Consider the following 6,496-nt stretch of genomic DNA (forward strand, 5'->3'; position numbering starts at 1 on the left):
GTTCTATTTCGTGCAAAACAAAATTCTTTACTTTCTGAATTATAGAAGCATCATTAATATTTTGAAGTAAATCAATTAAAAAAGATTTTTCAGTTTGAACACTCATAATCAATATTTTATATCAAATATACTAAAAATTGGCATAAAAAAATGCCATTAACTTTTGAATAGAATTTTAAACTACCTCATACCTAGCATAAGCATCCTGAATTTCATCTAAAGCTACAAAAAGCTCCTCGGGGCGATCTAGGGTAACTAATTTTTGTTTGTGGGTTTTAAAAGAATGGATTCCTTTGAAATAATTGGTGTAATGCGGACGTGTTTCCACAATTCCTAATCGTTCGCCTTTCCAGTCCATGGCCCAAGTAAGGTGATTGCGCACGGCTTCTACTCTATCAATAACGGTAGGTTTTGCTAGGTGTTCTCCTGTTTTGAAGTAATGTTTGATTTCGTCAAAAATCCAAGGATAACCAATAGCGGCGCGACCAATCATGATTCCGTCAATGCCGTATTCATTTTTATACTGTAATGCTTTCTCTGGAGAATCAATATCGCCATTACCGAAAATAGGCATCGTAATTCTTGGATTGTTTTTTACTCGCGCTATGTGTGACCAATCGGAGTGCCCCTTGTACATTTGAGCACGTGTTCTAGCGTGAATACTCAATGCAGCAACACCAATATCTTGCAAACGTTCAGCAACCTCATCAATATTGATAGAATTATCATCCCAACCCAAACGCGTTTTCACCGTTACTGGCAAATGAGTACTATCAATAACGGCTTTGGTTAACCGAATCATTAAGTCAACATCTTTTAAAACACCAGCACCGGCACCTTTGCAGACTACTTTTTTGACAGGGCAGCCAAAGTTGATATCAATAAGATCTGGATTTACGGTAGAGACAATTTTAGAAGACAAGGCCATTGCCTCTTCATCTCCACCAAAAATCTGGATCCCCACAGGTCGCTCGTAATCAAAAATATCCAATTTCATTCGGCTTTTGATGGCATCACGAATTAAACCTTCTGATGAGATAAACTCTGAATACATCATATCAGCACCATGCATTTTGCACAATCTACGAAACGGCGGATCGCTTACATCTTCCATTGGAGCAAGAAGTAAGGGAAAATCCGGTAAAACAATATGGTCGCCTATTTTAATCAAGGTGTTTTATTTTTTTGCAAAGATAAAAAAATTAGACCGATAATTTTGGAACTATCAAGAGATTAAGACACCAGAAGTCATACTTGCAAAATTTTGACATTGGTTTACAAAAAATAATTATTTTTACGAAAACTACAAGATGCTTTTTCAATTTGGCTTTTACAGTTCCGTTTTACTTATTTCGTTTACGCAAGGAATTGTTTACAGCGTTTTATTACTTGCTAAAGCTATTAAAACCGACAATAAATCGAATTATTGGCTGAGTTTTTTCATTTTTCTTTGTAGCCTCTATATTGCACCTTGGATGCTTGGTTTTGCAGGCTGGTATGACAATCAACCCTATCGGGATATTTTATTTTACACTCCTTTTCAACACCTTTTATGGATAGGTCCGATCATCTTTTTTTACACCCAAAGTTTACTGAATCCCTCATTTAAATTTTCGAAAAAAGAAGCATTACATATTCTGCCAGGATTGCTGTATCTTGTGTACATCATGGCTATTTGGATTTACGACCGATTCATTTTTGGGGATTATTATTTCTACGAAAACGGAATCGACAAAGACTTTGAGAAATGGTATCAAAAACTAGGTTTATTCTCGATGATTGTGTACTTTATTTTGAGTATTCGATATTATAATGTTTACAAAAGACTGATGTTTCAGGTGGTGAGTTATGCCGATTCGGTTTTGTTTAAATGGATTCAAACGTATTTGATTGCTTTTTTAGTGATGCTGCTTTTACCACTTGTTTTTGATGGTGTTGAATACTTTTTACCAGAGATGAAGTCGTATCAAGGTAGTTGGTGGTTTTATCTTTCCTTCTCGATTGTGATGTACTACATTGCCATTACGGGATATTCTAATCCTACAAATGCTACGATACCGTTTAAAATGTCTTTTTTTGACAAAAGTCCTATTCTTTTATTGGATAGCAGCAGTGCAGGTAATCTGGAAACGAGCATTAACATTCAATATGAGACTGTTGAAGAAGCTGTTTCGCCCGAAACGGAACATTGGAAATCTAAAATAGAAACCTTAATTCAAGCTGAAAAACTCTATCAAAATCCCGAATTAACGCTTACCGATTTGGGGAAAAAATTAGAAACTAACGCTTCTGTTATTTCTAAAACGATCAATCAAGGGTTTCAAATGAACTTTAATGATTACATCAATAATTTCAGAATTGAAGCGGTTAAAATCAGTCTGACAAATGGCGAGCACAAAAAATCTACCTTGCTAGGAATTGCTTTTGATTGCGGCTTTAATTCGAAAGCTACATTTAACAGAGCTTTCAAAAAAAATACCTCAAAAACACCAAAAGAATATACAGAAAACCTGTAACCTCAATATTTACAATACTTTAAAACATTACTTAGTTAGTCTCAAATCATAATTTGAAGCGATTGGTGCTGATTTATGGCGCAACTTTGCCCTGTTATTAATCACTAAAAAACTAATTATGAAAAAATTAATCTTGGCAATAACGTTGGTCTTCGCTTCAACTTTTGCACACGCACAACTACAAGGATCTGGGAAAACAATCACTAAAAATTACGACTACAAAAATTTCGACAAGCTTTCTTTTGAAGATTTAGATGGAACTATTGAAGTTGAGATTGGCAAACCTTGGAGCATTGCTATAACTATCGATAACAATTTGGAACGTCTCCTGAGTTTTTCAGAAAACGGTTCGGGTAAAGAACTAAAAATTCAATTCAAAGGAAACCAAAATAACAAAATGTATGTTGAAGATACCAATCTAAAAATAAAAATCACGATGCCAGAGGCAAGTGTCATCAAAAACGTTGGCAACAGTAATTTAACCGTTAAAAATGTTTTGGGTCGTTACTTTAGATTAGAAAACACCGGAAATGGCGAAAGTAAAATTAGCGGAACGATTGACGATTTAGATATTGTTAAAGTTGGAAATGGCGATGTAAACGCAGAGAATCTAGTTGCTAAAACAGCAAATTTAAAAAGCACTGGAAACGGAAATCTAACTGTCAATGTCAGTGAAAAACTTATCGCAAAATTAACTGGAAACGGCGATGTTATAAACAAAGGAAAAGCCCAATTTGATTCTAATTCGAAAAAATCAGGTAATGGAGATTTAATTGTCAATTAATAAAAATTCAAAGTTCAATGGCAATGGCAATATCAAAATTCAATAACAATAAGAAAATAAAAAATACAACACTATGAAACTACTTACCAAAATCACTAAACCTGTTTTGTTACCACATTGGTCACAAGATCTATTTATTACTATTCCGCGAATTGTTTGTGGGTACTTGCTGGCTTTTAACTTTGGAGCCGATAAATTTGGAATGCCTTGGTCACCCGTTGATGCTAATTTAGGATTGTTTGAAGTCGCTTTTTGGTTTCCGGGTGATGTAGCAAGTTATGGTGGGATTTTTGCCATTGCTCCAGCTTTTTTTGCTTGGATGGGCGCTTTTGCAGAAGCTGTTGGCGGATTGCTACTGTTATTTGGAATTCAAACTCGTATTGCTTCTTTCTTAGTAATTTGCACCATGCTAGTTGCCATATTTATGCAACAAATACAAAATGGATTGTGGAATTGCCTAGCCGCCATGGGATTTCTTTGGGTAGCGATGTTCTTTTTAATACTAGGTTCAGGACGATTTGGAATTGATTATTTACTAACTAAAAACAAAGCTTAATTATGAAAACTAAAACGATATTTCTAGCACTTGTACTTTCTTTATTCTTGACAAATTGCGTTCAAAAAACCTATAAAAAAACCGTTGTTTTTACTTTGGATGCATCCGAAATGAAAAATGTAAAAAAAGTAGCCATTCGTGGAAAAGACAAACCATTATCTTGGGGTGAAGCTACCGAAATGAAATTGAATGCTACCAATAACACCTATCAAATAACAACCACATTTGTTACCGGCTATAAATTTACAGAAGTAAAATTTGTGGTAAATGACAGTTTAGAATTCGAAAATGACGATAACCGCAGAGTCGTTTTCTCTGAAAAAGACACTACTTATTACAAAGCGAAGTTCAATAAAAGATGAGTCATTGCCTATTTAAGTTTAAGGAACTGCCCAAAAACTATCTTGTAAAACACTGTTTTCATAAAAGAAATCAGCTTTTCTGTTGCCAGTAAAGTCGAGGTATAAAAATTCAAGTTCATAGACGGCACAAGCGACAACCGTGAAATTTTCTTGAAAAATATCACTTTCAATATCTGTGGGCTTTAGGGTCGAAAAACGTTCTTCGTATCCCAATGTTGGATGGTCTGATTTTGAATTGGGTGGTTCCACTGTCATATAACCTAAACGAGCTTGCGGACTGGTTGCCTTCCATCGATCAATTGATAAACCATTATTGTTATGCAAAGTAGCATGTGCTTTGACAACAATTTGAACGCGTTGACGCGCATCGTAAAACAAGAGTGAAATGCGATTGTCTTTTTGTAAATCATAACATTTTCGGGAGCGATTGTCCGTGTGAAAGTAAATGATTTTTTGAATTTCATCTACTTTTCTGTTTACTACAATTCGTAAAGCGGCAGTGTTGTTTTCATTTATGGTACCAACGCACATGGTTCGGAAACCGTTTTTTTTCTTGACTGAACCGTTGACTAATTTTTTCCAAGCTAGTTTTTCTAGCTCTTGTAAGTTGTAAGAAGTGTCGTTTATGGTAATAGAATCTTGTGGTGAAGTAGGCATAAATAGTTGGTAAAAAGTTCAAATCTAACTGCAAGATGCTCTTGTAAATACGAGCAAAAATACAATAAGAAAGACCCCAAATGAGAATTGCTAAAAAATTAAATTTCAATTGCAGTAACATTAGGCATTGTTGAATCTCTCATAAAAAACTTTTAGCCTATATTTGCAAATTAATTGACTCTTAGTGGGGTTTTGCGTGAGGGATAGCAGCGGCATCCTTTTGTGAAGTGCTAACGGAACAAAAGATAAAGCGCATAGCCCGACGGCTTTTTCTGCCGGCACGCCCACAAGTTGACAAGCAAATTTATTGATATTTACTGAAAATGAAACACATAAGGAATTTTTGCATTATTGCACATATTGATCACGGGAAAAGTACGCTTGCAGACCGTTTACTAGGTGCTACACAAACTGTAACTGCTCGTGAAGAAAAGGCGCAATTGCTTGACAATATGGACTTGGAGCGTGAACGTGGTATTACTATTAAAAGTCACGCCATTCAGATGGAGTACACCTACAAGGGTGAGGAATACATCTTGAACTTGATTGACACTCCGGGACACGTTGATTTTTCGTATGAAGTTTCTCGATCTATTGCTGCCTGCGAAGGTGCGCTTTTGATAGTGGATGCAGCGCAGAGTATTCAGGCACAAACGATTTCAAATTTATATCTGGCTTTAGAAAACGACTTGGAAATCATTCCGGTTTTGAACAAAGTAGATTTGCCAAGCGCCAACCCTGAAGAGGTGAGCGATGATATTATTGACTTATTGGGTTGCGACCTAGAGGATATTATTCACGCCTCTGGAAAAACTGGTTTTGGTGTCGATAATATATTAGCAGCAATTATTGAAAAAATTCCTGCTCCAAAAGGAAATGTTGACGAGCCTTTGCAAGCTTTGATTTTTGACTCTCATTACAACCCGTTTAGAGGTATTGAGGTTATTTTTAGAGTGGTAAATGGTGAAATTAAAAAAGGGCAAAAAATTAAATTCATGGCTACTGGCAATGAATATTTTGCTGATGAAATAGGCACTTTGAAACTCAATCAAGTGCCAAAACAAGTGATTTCAGCAGGTGATGTTGGATACTTAATTTCTGGAATTAAAGAGGCGAAAGAAGTAAAAGTAGGTGATACACTTACGGATGCAAAAACGCCAACAACGAATATGATTACGGGTTTTGAGGATGTAAAACCAATGGTTTTTGCCGGTATTTACCCTGTTGATACAGAGGATTATGAAGATTTGCGTGCCTCGATGGAAAAACTACAATTGAACGATGCTTCGCTTGTATTTTTGCCTGAGAGTTCAGCAGCTTTAGGTTTTGGTTTCCGATGTGGATTCTTAGGAATGTTGCACATGGAAATTATCCAAGAACGATTGGAGCGCGAATTTGACATGACCGTAATCACGACGGTTCCTAACGTTTCGTATTTGGCTTACACCAAAAAAGATCCGGAAACACCGTTTATCATTAACAACCCATCTGATTTACCAGAACCATCACGTTTAGACCGTGTAGAGGAGCCTTTTATCAAGGCAACTATCATCACTAAAGCTGATTTTGGGGGTAACGTAATGTTTTTGGGTATTGAAAAACGTGGTGTCATTACCAATCA

Annotated in this window: 7 protein-coding genes; 5 read left to right on the forward strand and 2 right to left on the reverse strand. The window is 35.9% G+C overall.

Going from position 1 to position 6,496, the window contains the following annotated elements; translation table 11 throughout:
- Positions 1 to 175: 175 nt before the first annotated feature.
- A complete protein-coding gene (dusB, locus tag FPG59_RS12685) occupies positions 176 to 1,171 on the reverse strand; it encodes a tRNA dihydrouridine synthase DusB (RefSeq protein ID WP_086454959.1) in 996 nt (331 codons plus the stop codon).
- Positions 1,172 to 1,310: 139 nt separating this feature from the next.
- On the opposite strand from dusB, the gene FPG59_RS12690 reads away from it, so the two are divergent.
- The 4 genes from FPG59_RS12690 to FPG59_RS12705 all read left to right on the forward strand — a co-directional run bounded on the left by FPG59_RS12690 (position 1,311) and on the right by FPG59_RS12705 (position 4,218).
- Positions 1,311 to 2,516: an AraC family transcriptional regulator gene (locus FPG59_RS12690; protein ID WP_086454960.1), complete on the forward strand. Its 1,206-nt coding sequence runs from the start codon at positions 1,311 to 1,313 to the stop codon at positions 2,514 to 2,516.
- A gap of 118 nt (positions 2,517 to 2,634) precedes the next feature.
- On the forward strand, positions 2,635 to 3,300 hold the full coding sequence (locus FPG59_RS12695; RefSeq protein ID WP_086454961.1) for a DUF2807 domain-containing protein: 666 nt from the start codon (positions 2,635 to 2,637) through the stop codon (positions 3,298 to 3,300).
- A gap of 73 nt (positions 3,301 to 3,373) precedes the next feature.
- A complete protein-coding gene (locus FPG59_RS12700) occupies positions 3,374 to 3,856 on the forward strand; it encodes a DoxX family protein (protein WP_086454962.1) in 483 nt (160 codons plus the stop codon).
- Positions 3,857 to 3,858: 2 nt separating this feature from the next.
- Positions 3,859 to 4,218: a hypothetical protein gene (locus tag FPG59_RS12705; protein WP_086454963.1), complete on the forward strand. Its 360-nt coding sequence runs from the start codon at positions 3,859 to 3,861 to the stop codon at positions 4,216 to 4,218.
- Positions 4,219 to 4,236: 18 nt separating this feature from the next.
- Here FPG59_RS12705 and FPG59_RS12710 read toward each other — a convergent pair whose 3' ends face one another.
- Entirely contained in the window at positions 4,237 to 4,875 is a 639-nt protein-coding gene (locus tag FPG59_RS12710; RefSeq protein WP_086454964.1) for a pyridoxamine 5'-phosphate oxidase family protein, read from the reverse strand.
- Between the two features lie 323 nt (positions 4,876 to 5,198).
- On the opposite strand from FPG59_RS12710, the gene lepA reads away from it, so the two are divergent.
- Positions 5,199 to 6,496: translation elongation factor 4 (gene lepA / locus FPG59_RS12715; protein ID WP_086454965.1), on the forward strand; the 1,298-nt coding region annotated here is incomplete at its 3' end.

Source organism: Flavobacterium sp. FPG59, assembly GCF_002150205.1.
Classification (GTDB): Bacteria; Bacteroidota; Bacteroidia; order Flavobacteriales; family Flavobacteriaceae; genus Flavobacterium.

Bases quoted from the DNA above. Each gene is read 5' to 3' on its own strand.
- FPG59_RS12700 (WP_086454962.1), top strand. From the start codon at position 3,374: ATGAAACTACTTACCAAAATCACTAAACCTGTTTTGTTACCACATTGG.
- FPG59_RS12695 (WP_086454961.1), top strand. From the start codon at position 2,635: ATGAAAAAATTAATCTTGGCAATAACGTTGGTCTTCGCTTCAACTTTT.
- FPG59_RS12690 (WP_086454960.1), top strand. From the start codon at position 1,311: ATGCTTTTTCAATTTGGCTTTTACAGTTCCGTTTTACTTATTTCGTTT.
- FPG59_RS12710 (WP_086454964.1), bottom strand. From the start codon at position 4,875: ATGCCTACTTCACCACAAGATTCTATTACCATAAACGACACTTCTTAC.
- FPG59_RS12705 (WP_086454963.1), top strand. From the start codon at position 3,859: ATGAAAACTAAAACGATATTTCTAGCACTTGTACTTTCTTTATTCTTG.